Below are 12,768 nucleotides of genomic sequence, written 5' to 3' on the forward strand. Positions count from 1 at the left end.
GGCAACCTCAATGAGTCGATATTGTGAAAAATGTGGCAAGGCGCAAAAAGCCTGTATTTGCCACTGGATCCAAGTTATTGATGCTAAAACCGAACTTTGGATTTTACAACACCCATCTGAGGTTAAGCGTGCGATTGGTACTGCGCGTATTCTTACCTTGTCGCTACCCAATGCCCGTTTATGGGTGGGAGAAGACTTCTCCCAGCACGAAGAACTCAATGCCCTGCTAGCAGAGCCCACCCGCGATGCTTGGCTGATATACCCTGGCGAAGAAGCAGTGGCGATATCTTCGTTGGTCACCGAGAGCGTCGAATCGAGTCAGGTTCGAACCCTGATCCTACTCGATGGGACATGGAAGAAAGCCTACAAGATGTGGCAGCTTTCTAGCAACTTGCAGCAACTGCCAACCGTGAGCCTAGATAACGCCGAGCAAGGTAATTACCGTATCCGCAAATCTCCCAAGGTGCAGGGTGTATCTACGGTTGAGGCCGGCTTTCTAGCCCTTGACGCGCTAGAAGGGCGTGATGTTGATTTCAGCCCCTTGTTGGATACCTTTGATCGTATGATTGAATTCCAAATCCAGCAAATGCCAGCAGGCGTCTACGAAAAAAACTATCGTTCTTAGTTTGCTTGGTTTTGTTAAGGAATTTGGCTTGTGCAATGGTCTATATCTCGGATTAGCTTCACTAATCGATGTGGGGTGAGCTAAACCGTTAATCTACGCTACCCCAACCCCCATCCAAAATGCGTCGAGCTGCGCTTCTACTTCATCAAGGGATGTTCCCTTGTGGGTTCGAACAATGGCAGACAAGAAGTTGTCATGCTTGTTAGATTTGATGCCCACCAAGACGGCGAGGGTTGCTTGGCTGAGTAAATCCTTCAGATCAAAGCCCAGCAAGAAGGCTGCTTGGCGCTCTAGGTTGAAATCCAGCGCCTCGCCGGGAACGTAATCTTCCCAAAGGCGTCCGTCGTGGATCTGGCCGTATTTGCTCAGTATCGAGTAAAAGTCAGTGGCATCTTTACTGTTCTCGAACCCGCGTTCGTCCCATGCCATTAGCTTCAGCATCGCAATGCCGGGCAGCGATGCCACTTTGAATGTGGCGGTACCGAGGGTAACGGTCAGAGCGGTTTGGTAGGCTTCCTGGAAACCGACCACGGACATCGTAATGTCATGGCTTGGCGGCCATTGGATCTGTCCATCCTGATCGGCCAGCTGGCCAAAGGGGATAATATCAACAGGCAGCCCGCTTTCAGGCTCCCTTAGTCGGTGGGTTTGCTCGGTGGGGGCCAGCCCAGCCGCCAGCAGCTTGGCCTTGGTGGCATCGAACTCCTCCCAGTTGGCGACCAGGATAGCGGTGTCGATATCCCTTGTTGCCCGTATCGGCGCGTGGCCGAAAATGCCGTGCAGGACGATGTCCCGGGCGGTTGCTCCGGCGATGAAGTAGGGCACGGCCAGGCTGTTGACTGCCTCGACCACCCTGAGCAGTGCCTGCTCAAATACCGGGTTAAGGGAGTTGCTTAAGGTGTAGGTATTGCTCATTTAAGATCTCGGCGACTTCTCGGTTACGGCCATCTTGGCTGGCCAGCAGCTCAGCTGTGCTGAGTAATGCGTTGGCAAAGGTGTTCAGGGTAAGCGCCTCTCCCCAAAAGGCATTGGCAACGGTGAGTTTGCCGTTCGGATCCGGCCGCGAGCGGTATTGGCGGATCTTTTGTTGCAGCGGTTGCTGGGTGAACAACAGCCACTGCTCGGCCTCAAGGTAGTCGGTCAACTGGCTTGCTGCCACCTCGCCGATCCACACATCGCCTGGCTCGGTTGCTAGCTTTTGCCAATGTTGGTTAGCCTCCAATACCAATGTACTGAGCTTTGGTTTCAGTACGGTAGGGTAAGCTATCAGCCATTGGTAGGCGAGGGTAGTCTTATCTAGCAAGCGCCGCCCTTTCTTGCCGCCGGGAATGAACTGATGCTCAGTCAGGTAGCCCATGGCTTTGCTAACCATCCCCACTGATATTCCGGCCCTGTCGGCTATCTTGCTATAGGGTTGGCTTATTAGCTCGTCGTCGGCGAAGAAGGCAAACAGGCACTTCATGATCCCGATGCTCATGCCCGGTACTGACGGTTGGCGCGGGGGGACTGCGTTACCTTGTAGCAACACATATACCCCATCCCCCACAATTCTGGCGTTGCCGGCCGCATCGATATAGTTGATGTTTTGCTGCTGGCAATAGTCGCGCAAGAAGTCACTGAGCGGGTTGCAAAATAGCAGTGTCGATGCGGTATCGCACTGCTTGGCATAGTGGTCTAGCGTTTCTTTGCGGTGGATGTACTTGCTCTCGACATGGAAGTTGCGCGTAAACCCACCGAACTCGAGTGTGAGCTCAGCATCGTAGGGGCCAGCTGGGAGCAGGGTGATGTTCGCCAACCAATCCGCCGGTAGCTGCGCCATTACCTGATTTTGTATCTCGACTTCTTTTTTCATGATTGTCATTTATTCATGATTCATGAAATTATTTTAATCGTGAAAGTTTGGTCTGTAAAGGATGTCTCCGGTTTGAACACGGGTTGAACATAGTTTTGCTCCTCCCTATTTAAAGGGAGGGGGAACTATGCTCCAGAGAGGCTAGAAACCATGCCCCTCAATGCCGACACCAACCGTCGATGTGGGTTGGAACAGGGTACTGTACAAGCGTTGGGCAAAACCGTCGGTCATGCCGGAGATGTAGTCGGCAATAATGCGGTGGCCGTTTTCGCCATTGGCTTCCGCTTGGCGCCAGCGCTCGCGGGTGTTTTCAGGTAATAGGCGTTCAGGATCGGAATCGAAGGCTTCGAATAGCTCCATGATAAGTTGCTGGCCCTTGTATTCCAGCAATTGGATATCGGGCTTATGAACGACATACAAGCTGACAAAGCTTTTTAATACGTCGAGTACCTGCTCCATTGGCTCTGACAAGAAGGCGTTCCACTGGAGTAGCGGCTCTTCGAAACTGTCGACGCCGTTTTGGATCGCAGGTGCAATATGGATCGAAGTCAGCAATGCGTTAACCATGGCACCAATGGCGTCTTTGCGCTGGTGGTGGGTGCCAAAGAGTTGGTCGCTGAGCTCGCCGATACGCTCTTCCAGCCACGGCTCACCACAGTCAGCTAATTTGCTTGCCACGGCTTCCTGCCATTGCTCCCGGGTGACAATACCCATCACGATCGCATCTTCCAGATCATGGACACCATAAGCGATATCATCCGCAAGCTCCATGATCGAACAATCAAGCGATTTAAAGCGAGTCTTGAGCTGCTCTTGGGGTGATGTCCTCTGCTGGCGCATCTGGCTGAACAAGGCCTTATCATGAGAGGAGAGCGGGGCTAGCACCCAGTCAAAAATAGCAGCATCGTCATTGTAAATACCTTTGGCTGGATACCAATCCTTCGCCTTGAGCTGGCGGAAGTGGTTTACATCGGACGGTAACTGGGTCGCCTGGGTCTCGCTAAGAAAGGCGGGGTACTTGAGCAAGCCGAGCAATGTCCGGCGAGATAAATTCATGCCGTAGTGCTCGGTGTATGGTTCAAGCAAGGCAACGATGCGAAAAGTCTGGGCATTGCCTTCAAACCCACCGTGGTTGCGCATCATATAATTGAGGGCTACCTCGCCACCGTGGCCAAATGGCGGGTGGCCAATGTCATGCGCCAAGCACAAGCTTTCCATCAAGCTGGTTGAGGCCAGCAAGTCCCGAAATTCAGGTTGCTTGATTTTCAGTTGGGCAACAATGCCGGTACCGATTTGCGAGGCCTCTAGCGAGTGGGTGAGGCGGGTGCGGTAGAAGTCATGGTGGCCGGCACCGTGGACCTGGGTTTTGGCTTGCAAGCGGCGAAATGCCGCTGAGTGAAGAATACGCGCCCGATCGCGCTGGGAAGCTGAGCGATGATCATTGCGGCGAACTTTTTGCTCGTTGCTGCGGCGGTCTTCCCATATTGATTGCGATTCGGCGGAAAGTACAAAAGGTTTCATCAACTAATATCATCCAGGGTCAGGTTGAAGCTATCAACAAAGGTCGCGAGGAAGTACTCCATTTCGGGAGTCGAACGATCGTTAAGGGTCTTCTCTAGGTTCTTTTTGGCGGTAGTGAACTCGTGGTTACCCGCATTAAGTTCCTCTAGGCACTTGAGGTAGGCACACAAGCTGTCGGCCTGTTTGACGATCGCGTAGTCGTCTTTGTTTATGTGGTGGCTATCGAGTAGCGGTGCGTAGTCATCATGGAACTCTTCCGGCAGCATGGATAACAGCTTGCGCTCTGCGGCTAATTCAATTTTCTTGTATTCCTCAGCGATAGCCGGGTTGTAGTACTTGATTGGGGTTGGCATATCACCGGTAAGGACTTCGCTGCAATCGTGGAACATCCCCAATAGGGCTATACGCTCGGGGTTGGTGTTGCCACCAAATTTCTTGTTTTTGATTAGGGCAAGGGCATGGGCGACAAAGGCCACTTGCAAGCTATGCTCTGAAATATTCTCGGTTTCAACGCAGCGCATCAGCGGCCAGCGTTGGATAAGTTTCATTCGAGCCAAATGGGCGAAAAAATGACTTTGTTTCATATGGGTACTGCACAGAGATAACTAAACAATACCTTTAAAGGTAACAGATATTCCGCTTGGTAAAATAGTAATATTCGCGAATGTCGGGCAATAAAAAGCCCCAGAATATCTGGGGCTTAATGAGAGAGTTTGTATTACTGACGGTAGCTATGGAGGAAGCGTTCTAGGCGGCCAATAGCCATTTCCAAGTCGTCTACCCGAGGAAGGGTAACGATGCGGAAATGGTCGGGCTTCTTCCAGTTGAAGCCAGTCCCGTGAACAATCAGGACTTTTTCTTGCTGAAGGAAGTCGAGCGCCATTTTCTGATCATCAACAATGTTGAATTTTTTTTGGTCTAATTTCGGGAATAAGTACAGCGCCCCTTTGGGTTTGACACATGAAACACCGGGAATAGAGGTGATCATGTCATAGGCTTTGTCTCGCTGTTCTAGCAGGCGGCCACCTGGCAAAATCAGTTCATTGATACTCTGGTAGCCACCCAATGCAGTTTGCACGGCATGCTGCATCGGTACGTTGGCACACAGGCGCATAGAGGAGAGCATCTCCAGCCCTTCCACATAGCCCTTAGCAAGGTGCTTCGGCCCGGATAACACCATCCAGCCAGCTCGGAAGCCGCACACGCGGTAAGACTTTGACAAGCCGTTAAAGGTGACGCAGAAAACATCTTCCGCCAGCGGGGCGATAGAGGTGTGTTGTGCACCCTCGTAAAGAATTTTGTCGTAGATCTCATCGGCAAAGATAATCAACTTATGCTGGCGGGCAATTTCAATCACTTCAAGCAGGAAGTCTCGGCTATATACCGCACCCGTTGGGTTGTTCGGGTTGATCAGCACAATACCCCGGGTGTTTGGGGTGATCTTGCTGCGGATATCATCAAGATCAGGGTACCAATCTGCTTCTTCGTCGCAGGTGTAGTGAACCGGGTTACCGCCAGACAACGAGACCGCCGCGGTCCATAATGGGTAGTCTGGCGCAGGCACGAGGATTTCATCATTGTTGTTCAATAATGCCTGCATTGCCATTACGATGAGCTCGGACACACCGTTACCGATGTAGACATCCTCAACATCAAGATCAAGCATGCCACGTTTTTGGTAATGCTGGACAACTGCCTTGCGCGCAGAATAAATCCCTTTTGAATCGCAGTAACCTTGCGATGTTGGCAGGTTACGGATCACATCAACGAGAATTTCATCAGGGGCATCAAAACCGAATGGGGCGGGATTGCCGATATTCAGCTTGAGAATTTTGTGCCCTTCCTCTTCCATGCGCTTGGCATGTTTAAGGACGGGACCTCGTATGTCGTAACAGACATTATTGAGTTTTGATGACATCCCGATGTTGTGCATTTTTGCGACCCTGTTTTATTGGTTTAATCACAATAAATTACACTATCAAACAGTCAAAAATAAACAGGAATAATAAAAAATCAATACCAAACAGTTTTTTATCCTGTGAAGATGGGGTTTTATAGATCGGATTGACTGCTGGTTATGAATTACGACGCGGGTTACCCTTTAAATTCAGAATAAAATGTCGCAAAACAACTGTTGTTCAAAATCTAAGCACGTTTTTTCCCCTTAATTTAGCTTTGGTTATTGATAGTCAGAATGACAGGCTAAGCTGGAAAATGCTAACACCTGGCCGATTAGGGATAAAATCTGGACATAATAAGGATTATGATGGGATATGAAGATTCGTGATGAGAGATGACTTTATTAGTCAGAATGCGAGAACTGAGGTAGAATGCCTCATTCATTATGTGGTTGATTGGTTGCTTCATTCGCTATAGATCAATGCAATACCACATAAAGGTACGCCCAGAGCCGCCACTAGGTGCCTATGTCGCGCAGCTATCGGTTGTTGGGCTCAGAACAAATGCTAATTGATTAGCTAGTTACAATCAGCCAGGGATGAGCCTTCGTAGGTGCATGAAAGCTGAGTGAGGTTACCTTGACCGCGTTACAAAAAGCCGTTGAGTTACTAATTAAAAAAATTCAACAACAATCCAATGACAGTACTCAACGTTTCACTGTGAAGCTGGAACTTCCCGCCAATACTGATCTTATTGAGTGGATGGAAGCTCAGCCGATATTTCCTAAGTTTTACTGGCAGTCTCGCGATAGTCGCGAGGAGGTCGTTGCCCTGGGGCAAATCAAAACATTTACCGATCCGAAAGCGGCAGAAAAAGTGCTGGCCGACGAGCAGCGTATCTGGGGTGGCCGTTCTTTTGATGGGCGCTCAAGCCGTAACCAGCGCTGTTTATCTTCCTTCTTCTTCTTGCCGGTGGTTGAAATTATTCGCCTTGACGGTAGCTGGCAGCTGGCAGCGAACTATTCTGCCGAAAATGCAGACAAGATTGTAAAGTCGTTGTCTCAGCTTAACGCAAGCTCGGTTGAGCTAGCTGAAATCAAAAGCAAGATTGTGGGGCGCAGTTATTCGCCTGACTTTGCCGGTTGGTCCAAAATGATTGGCAGCGCGTTAGATGCTATTTCGCAAAAAGTATTTGAGAAAGTGGTACTTGCGCGTAAAACAACGCTAAAGCTGGATACCCCGGTCTCTCCTGCACAGTTGCTTAAGGCAAGCCGAGGTAGCAACCTTAATAGCTTTCACTTCATGATGGCGCTAGATAGCAAGCATTGTTTTGTTGGTTCAACACCGGAGCGTTTGTTCCTGCGCCAAGAGCGCGATCTTAATACCGAAGCGCTGGCTGGCACCATCGGCCGTGGCATCAACACCGCGGAAGATAACCGTCTGGCGCAGTGGCTGATGGATGACAACAAAAACCGCTATGAGAACCGCCTGGTCGTTGACGATATCGTGAGCCGCTTGGTACCGCGTTGCGAGTCCATGACCGTGGCCGAAACACCTGAGCTGATCCGCTTGCGCAAGGTGCAGCACCTTAAGCGTGGCATTGATGCGCAATTGAATGAGTCGGTTGACAGTGCTGATTTGCTAGATAGCTTGCAGCCCACAGCGGCCATTGCCGGCCTGCCACGTGAAGCCGCGTTGGACTTTATTATGGAGAACGAGCCGTTCGCCCGTGGTTGGTATAGCGGTGCGGTTGGTTTCTTGAGCAACCGCCGCAGCGAGTTTTGTGTGGCGATACGCAGTGCCCTGATCATGGGGGATGATCTCCATTTGTTTGCTGGCGCTGGCATCGTTCCGGGCTCTACTGCCGACAGCGAATGGAAAGAGCTTGACCGCAAAACATCGACCTTGTGTAGCTTGCTCGGTAGCGATGAGCCTGAGTTGGAGCGCAAGTCGGCATGATGGCACAGCAGCACCGGGCAGCATTGAACCAGCTTTGGGCTGGCTTGATGCTTGAAGAGTTGGCGCGCTTAGGGGTCGAACACGTTTGTATCGCGCCGGGTTCACGTTCAACACCTTTGACATTGGCAGCGGATCGTAATGAAAAGCTGACCATTCATACCCATTTTGACGAACGTGGCCTTGGGTTTATGGCCTTGGGGTTGGCTAAATCAACCCAAACACCGGTGGCGGTTGTGGTCACCTCGGGGACCGCCGTTGCCAATTTGCTACCTGCGGTTGCAGAGAGCGGCCTGACGGGCGAGAAGTTGGTGATGCTGACTTCAGATCGCCCGCCTGAATTGATCCAGTGCGGTGCTAACCAAGCCATTCGCCAGCATGGTATTTTCTCCAGCCATGTAACCGAGTTTCTTGATGTTCCTTCGCCAAGTACAGATATCTCCCCGGCTTGGCTGTTGGGCAGCGTTGATACGGTGATGTATCAGCAGCAGCTGCGTGGCGGGGCAGTGCATTTCAATTGTCATTATCCTGAACCCCTTTACGGTGATGCCGCCGATTTTACACAATACCTTCAGCCTGTCGGGCGTTGGCAGCAGTCGGCATTACCTTATACCGCCTACCAAGACGTCCGTTCACCAGTGTTGATGGTTGACCAATCGCAGTGGCAGTCGTTGCGCCAACAGAAAGGGGTGATCGTGGCCGGCCGCCTTGAGCCGGGCGAGTTTGCCCATGTAGCGGCATTAGCAAAGCAATTGGGCTGGCCACTCCTTGCCGATCCCCAGGCGGGGGGAAGCAGCGAATGGGCGGGGTTTGATGTCTGGCTGCAAAACCCGGCGTGCCACGAGCATTTATCCCAAGCGGATGTACTGCTCCAATTTGGCGGCCGGTTGGTCTCGAAGCGATTGGGCCAATTTATCGCGGGTACTGCTTGGCAGCATTACTGGCTGGTGGATCCTCTCTCAACGCCGCTGGACCCCACTCAGCAATGTAGCATGCAAATCAAGGCGAAGTCGGGCGACTATGCCCTGCAGTTGATGGCGCAGCAGCAAGCGGATGGGGCGATAGCGTTTACCCCTCCGTTCAGTGGCTGGGCAGATAACCTGAAAGCGGCATCGTCGCAGTATCTTGGCCACCTACTTCAAACCCATACCGAGTTGAACGAAGTTAGCTTGGCAGCCAATATGATGGATTGGTTGCCGGATAATGCTGAGCTATTTCTAGGCAATAGTTTGATTGTTCGCTTGTTGGATATGTGCGGCAAAGTGCCGGGATCAGCGACGTTTGCCAACCGTGGCGCATCGGGCATTGATGGCTTGATTGCCACCGCTGCGGGTGTTCAGCAAGGGCGACAAGCGCCGCTGTTTTGTGTTTTGGGCGATACCTCATTGCTTTACGATCTCAACTCGTTGGCATTGTTGCGCCAGGCCAGCCAGCCCGTGGTTATTTTGGTGACCAATAATGATGGCGGTGCGATTTTCGATATGCTCCCTGTGCCAGAGGCACAAAAAGAGAATCTGTACCGGATGCCGCATGGACTTGAATTTAGCCATGCCGCAGCCATGTTTGGTTTGGATTATGTTCGGCCTGCGTCTTTGGCTGAGGCCGAACAAGCGTGCCGGGATGGCTTTGCCAGCCGTAGCGCTACCCTTATCGAGGTACAAACACCGGCAGGGGAGAGCGGCCAATTGCTAAAAGCCCTGTTTGCCGAGGTACGGCATGCCTCTCTACTCTGAAACCTTTGGCCTAACGCCACCTTCTGATCGCCTCTCTCAGCGCCCGACCTTGGTCTTCCTCCATGGCTTACTCGGCTCGGGGCGTGATTGGCGCGAAGTGGTTAATTATCTGTCACCTGACTACCCATGCCTTACGATTGATTTACCGGGGCATGGTCATAGCCAATTTTGCAATGCCAGCGGTTTTGAACAAACCAATGAGTGGCTACAGCAGGCACTTGCTGCCAGGGGCATCACTCACTATGTGTTGGTGGGGTACTCGCTGGGTGCGCGTATTGCGATGTACCATGCCTGCCAGTTGGCTAATGTTAACGCGACGCAATCAGCGTTATCGCCACAATTGGTCGGTTTGTTTGTTGAAGGTGGCAACTTTGGTCTGCCACAGGCACAGCGAGAAGCGCGTTGGCAAAATGATATAGCCTGGGCGAACCGCTTTGCCAAGGAGCCAATTGCAGAGGTATTGGCTGATTGGTACCTGCAAGCTGTTTTTTCATCATTAAATCATGACCAAAGACAAGGTTTAATCCACAAGCGCAGTGATAACCTTGGGGCTGCTATAGCACATATGTTGCAGGCTACATCGTTGGCGAAACAGCCCTTGTTGAAAGCCGAATTGGCAACATTAGCATTAGCCATGCCCGTCCACTATGTGTGCGGAGAGAGAGACGAAAAATTCAAATGCTTGGCCGAAGAATCTGGATTGGACTACTCCGTTATCCCAGAGGCGGGGCATAACGTGCATGTCGAACAGCCATATGCGTTCTTCATGACATTGAAACAGTATTTACTAAAAAATCAGCAGATGGAATTCAATCATGCGTAGCGCAAAACTTTTCCAATACCAACTTCCGATGGATACCGGTGTGATTTTACGCTCTCAGCGTTTGGTTACTCGCGAAGGCTGGGTTATTGAGCTGAAACAAGACGATAAAATTGGCTATGGTGAAATTGCACCATTACCCGAGTTCAGCCATGAAACCGCTGAGCAAGCAGGCGAGCAGGCAAAACAGCTGCTGGCGAAATGGCAAGCCGGGGAAGCGATTGACCTTGATTCGGCCTACCCTTCGGTTGCAAGCGGCCTAAGCATGGCAATGCTTGAGCTTAACGGCGAGCTGCCGGCAGAGGGCAACTACCAGGTAGCCCCGCTTTGTTCGGGTGATCCGGATGAGCTTGTTATCGAGCTGAACAAAATGCCGGGCGAGAAAGTCGCCAAAATTAAAGTGGGTATGTACGAAGCTGTGCGCGATGGCATGGTGGCAAACATGTTCATTGAGGCAATTCCGGGTATTCGCTTGCGCCTTGATGCCAACCGCCAATGGACGCCGCTAAAAGCGCAGCAGTTTGCCAAGTATGTAAAACCTGAGAACCGCGCGGGTATCGCCTTCCTTGAAGAGCCTTGCAAAACGCCTGCAGAAAGCCTTGCCTTTGCACAGGAGACGGGCATCAATATCGCGTGGGATGAGACCGTACGCGATGAGGGCTTCGAGGTAAAAGCCGAGCCGGGTGTGGTGGCGATTGTTATCAAACCAACTTTGGTGGGTCCGGTTGAGCGCTGTATTGAATTGGTGAAGCAAGCCCATGAAGCAGGCTTGGTTGCCGTGATCAGCTCCAGTATGGAATCGAGCCTTGGCTTGAACCAGCTCGCTCGCTTTGCTGCATGGCAAACCCCGGATGTGATCCCTGGGCTAGATACCATGCAATTGTTCCAAGCTCAGCTTGAAACACCATGGCCTGAGTGCTCCCTGCCTGTGACATCACTGAATGATCTTGAGGTGGTATGGCAGAGCTAACGCCTGTTTCATTCCCGACCTGGCCTTGGCAACACTGGGCTGCAGAGCGACCGTCAGAGGTCGCTTTGTCATTTGAGGATCAGCAATTTAGCTGGGCGGAAGTTGCCGCTCAGGTAGAGAGCTATGCTCAGGGATTGCTGGAGCAAGGCGTTAAGCGCGATCAGTTGGTGACGGTTGTGGCGCCGAATTCGGCGCAAGTGGTCTGGCTATTGCTCGCTATCCTCAGGGTCGGGGCGCGCTTCGCAGCGTTGAACCCACGCTTGAGCCAAGCCGAGATTGACAGCCAACTGGCCCAGCTCCAGTGTGATTATGTTTGGTATCCGGCCAAGTGTGAATTCAGTCTGGGCCAATATCGGCGTGTGCAATTGTTGCCTGCTACCCAGCCTCGTGTAGTACCCGTTACCTGGCAGCCTAGCCGGGCGGCAACCTTAACGCTGACGTCTGGCTCGACGGGCCAGCCCAAGGCAGTGGTTCATTCAGCCCAAACCCACCTAGCCAGTGCTCAGGGGCTACTGGCTTGGATGAGCTTCGAGCAGGGTGATAGTTGGTTGCTGTCGTTGCCGATGTTTCATATTTCTGGGATGGCAATTGTCTGGCGCTGGCTATATCGCGGTGCCCGGCTGGCACTTTGTACCCCGGCTAATTTTGATCATGCCTTGACCAAAGTGACCCATGCTTCACTGGTACCAACCCAGCTCCAGCGGGTTATCGCCAGCGAGGGGGCGGCATCGCTTAAGCTTAAGCAAGTATTGTTAGGCGGCGCGGCTATCCCTGTTCGCCTAACCGAGCAGGCGGCAAGCATCGGCATTGGGTGTTGGTGTGGTTACGGGATGACCGAGATGGCATCGACGGTGACGGCAAAGCCGGCTGATAGCAGTGCCGGTGTGGGCGCCGTATTGCCAAACCGCGAGCTGATGCTGCGCGACGGGGAAGTCTTGGTTAAGGGGGAAACCCTATGCCTTGGCTATTATCGCAACAAGACTATTTTCCCGGTTAGCGATGAAGAATGGTTTGCCACCAAAGATCTCGCCAGCTGGCATGACGAAGAGCTACACATTATTGGCCGGGCAGACAACATGTTCATTTCCGGTGGTGAGAACGTGCAGCCGGAAGATATAGAGAAAGTGTTGTTGGCGCACCCGGATGTAAAGCAAGTGTTCGTTTTACCGATTGATGATGAAGAGTTCGGTCAGCGCCCGGTTGCCATCGTGGAAGCAAAGGGGCAGTTTAGTAAAAGCTTGCAGCAAGCCTTGGCGGATTATATGCAGCAGGAAGTGACCGCGTTTCGCCGTCCGGTTCGCTATATGGCGCTGCCTACGGATTTGCAAGCTGGTGGGATTAAACTATCGCGCAAGCAATTGGCCAATTGGCTAGCAGAGTAAGCTTGAGCCGT

General features: G+C 52.0%; 11 protein-coding genes. 6 read left to right on the top strand and 5 right to left on the bottom strand.

All coding sequences use genetic code 11. From position 1 onward, the window contains the following. The first annotated feature begins 10 nt into the window (after window positions 1–10). Complete coding sequence (locus C9I98_RS03335) at window positions 11–625, top strand: tRNA-uridine aminocarboxypropyltransferase (protein WP_036817235.1); 615 nt, start codon at window positions 11–13, stop codon at window positions 623–625. 93 nt (window positions 626–718) lie between these two features. Here the strand turns inward: C9I98_RS03335 and C9I98_RS03340 are convergent, their stop codons facing one another. The 5 genes from C9I98_RS03340 to C9I98_RS03360 form a co-directional block, all read right to left on the bottom strand. After that, window positions 719–1,540: a nucleotidyl transferase AbiEii/AbiGii toxin family protein gene (locus tag C9I98_RS03340; protein WP_036817237.1), complete on the bottom strand. Its 822-nt coding sequence runs from the start codon at window positions 1,538–1,540 to the stop codon at window positions 719–721. Then, window positions 1,506–2,477 (bottom strand): type IV toxin-antitoxin system AbiEi family antitoxin, encoded by a 972-nt coding sequence (locus tag C9I98_RS03345; RefSeq protein WP_107271719.1) that lies wholly within the window; start codon window positions 2,475–2,477, stop codon window positions 1,506–1,508. Before C9I98_RS03345 ends, C9I98_RS03340 begins: the two co-directional genes overlap by 35 nt. Before the next feature lie 141 nt (window positions 2,478–2,618). Continuing rightward, window positions 2,619–3,998, bottom strand: coding sequence for an anti-phage deoxyguanosine triphosphatase (locus C9I98_RS03350; RefSeq protein ID WP_107271577.1), 1,380 nt, complete (start codon window positions 3,996–3,998; stop codon window positions 2,619–2,621). Further along, entirely contained in the window at window positions 3,998–4,582 is a 585-nt protein-coding gene (yfbR, locus tag C9I98_RS03355; protein WP_107271578.1) for a 5'-deoxynucleotidase, read from the bottom strand. The genes C9I98_RS03350 and yfbR overlap by 1 nt, the downstream gene beginning before the upstream one ends. Before the next feature lie 134 nt (window positions 4,583–4,716). Then, on the bottom strand, window positions 4,717–5,931 hold the full coding sequence (locus C9I98_RS03360; protein ID WP_036825199.1) for a pyridoxal phosphate-dependent aminotransferase: 1,215 nt from the start codon (window positions 5,929–5,931) through the stop codon (window positions 4,717–4,719). Window positions 5,932–6,535: 604 nt separating this feature from the next. Between C9I98_RS03360 and C9I98_RS03365 the strand changes: the two genes are divergently transcribed. The 5 genes from C9I98_RS03365 to menE are packed head-to-tail and all read left to right on the top strand — an operon-like array spanning window position 6,536 to window position 12,757. Continuing rightward, window positions 6,536–7,855, top strand: coding sequence for an isochorismate synthase (locus C9I98_RS03365; RefSeq protein ID WP_107271579.1), 1,320 nt, complete (start codon window positions 6,536–6,538; stop codon window positions 7,853–7,855). Next, the gene (gene menD, locus C9I98_RS03370) at window positions 7,852–9,585 is read left to right on the top strand and encodes a 2-succinyl-5-enolpyruvyl-6-hydroxy-3-cyclohexene-1-carboxylic-acid synthase (protein WP_036816911.1); all 1,734 of its coding nucleotides are present in this window, start codon (window positions 7,852–7,854) and stop codon (window positions 9,583–9,585) included. Before C9I98_RS03365 ends, menD begins: the two co-directional genes overlap by 4 nt. After that, on the top strand, window positions 9,569–10,408 hold the full coding sequence (gene menH, locus C9I98_RS03375; protein WP_036816915.1) for a 2-succinyl-6-hydroxy-2,4-cyclohexadiene-1-carboxylate synthase: 840 nt from the start codon (window positions 9,569–9,571) through the stop codon (window positions 10,406–10,408). Before menD ends, menH begins: the two co-directional genes overlap by 17 nt. Then, window positions 10,401–11,375, top strand: coding sequence for an o-succinylbenzoate synthase (menC, locus tag C9I98_RS03380; RefSeq protein ID WP_036816917.1), 975 nt, complete (start codon window positions 10,401–10,403; stop codon window positions 11,373–11,375). The genes menH and menC overlap by 8 nt, the downstream gene beginning before the upstream one ends. Continuing rightward, complete coding sequence (gene menE / locus C9I98_RS03385; RefSeq protein ID WP_036816919.1) at window positions 11,363–12,757, top strand: o-succinylbenzoate--CoA ligase; 1,395 nt, start codon at window positions 11,363–11,365, stop codon at window positions 12,755–12,757. The genes menC and menE overlap by 13 nt, the downstream gene beginning before the upstream one ends. Window positions 12,758–12,768: the final 11 nt, after the last annotated feature.

The organism is Photobacterium sanctipauli (genome assembly GCF_003026495.1).
Classification (GTDB): Bacteria; Pseudomonadota; Gammaproteobacteria; order Enterobacterales; family Vibrionaceae; genus Photobacterium; species Photobacterium sanctipauli.

Bases quoted from the DNA above. Each gene is read 5' to 3' on its own strand.
- C9I98_RS03335 (WP_036817235.1), top strand. From the start codon at position 11: ATGAGTCGATATTGTGAAAAATGTGGCAAGGCGCAAAAAGCCTGTATT.
- C9I98_RS03340 (WP_036817237.1), bottom strand. From the start codon at position 1,540: ATGAGCAATACCTACACCTTAAGCAACTCCCTTAACCCGGTATTTGAG.
- C9I98_RS03345 (WP_107271719.1), bottom strand. From the start codon at position 2,477: ATGAAAAAAGAAGTCGAGATACAAAATCAGGTAATGGCGCAGCTACCG.
- C9I98_RS03350 (WP_107271577.1), bottom strand. From the start codon at position 3,998: ATGAAACCTTTTGTACTTTCCGCCGAATCGCAATCAATATGGGAAGAC.
- yfbR (WP_107271578.1), bottom strand. From the start codon at position 4,582: ATGAAACAAAGTCATTTTTTCGCCCATTTGGCTCGAATGAAACTTATC.
- C9I98_RS03360 (WP_036825199.1), bottom strand. From the start codon at position 5,931: ATGCACAACATCGGGATGTCATCAAAACTCAATAATGTCTGTTACGAC.
- menD (WP_036816911.1), top strand. From the start codon at position 7,852: ATGATGGCACAGCAGCACCGGGCAGCATTGAACCAGCTTTGGGCTGGC.
- menH (WP_036816915.1), top strand. From the start codon at position 9,569: ATGCCTCTCTACTCTGAAACCTTTGGCCTAACGCCACCTTCTGATCGC.
- menC (WP_036816917.1), top strand. From the start codon at position 10,401: ATGCGTAGCGCAAAACTTTTCCAATACCAACTTCCGATGGATACCGGT.
- menE (WP_036816919.1), top strand. From the start codon at position 11,363: ATGGCAGAGCTAACGCCTGTTTCATTCCCGACCTGGCCTTGGCAACAC.